The organism is Mucilaginibacter agri (assembly GCF_009928685.1).
Taxonomy (GTDB): Bacteria; Bacteroidota; Bacteroidia; order Sphingobacteriales; family Sphingobacteriaceae; genus Mucilaginibacter; species Mucilaginibacter agri.
In genome coordinates, this window is the sequence record NZ_WWEO01000001.1 from 1 (window position 1) to 211 (window position 211).

The window sequence follows — 211 nt, forward strand, 5'->3', positions numbered from 1 at the left end:
AATGGAGATACTCCATTAAGTTTGACTACATCACCAACCCTATCAACAACAGCAACCCCGGCCTCATCAGTAGCGGGTAGTTCTTACCCAATCACGGCAAGCGGTGCAGTGAATGCCAATTACACAATCAGTTATGTGCCGGGTGCCCTAACGGTAACACCTGCTTCACTGACGATTACTGCAGATAACCAAACGAAAGTTTACGGGGCGG

At 48.8% G+C, this 211-nt stretch carries 1 protein-coding gene; it reads left to right on the forward strand.

Features of this window, described 5'->3' with window-relative positions; all coding sequences use genetic code 11:
- Positions 1-21 precede the first annotated feature (21 nt).
- Positions 22-211, forward strand: a 190-nt coding sequence (locus tag GSY63_RS00005; RefSeq protein WP_243749115.1) for an MBG domain-containing protein, incomplete at its 3' end; no start/stop codon positions are given.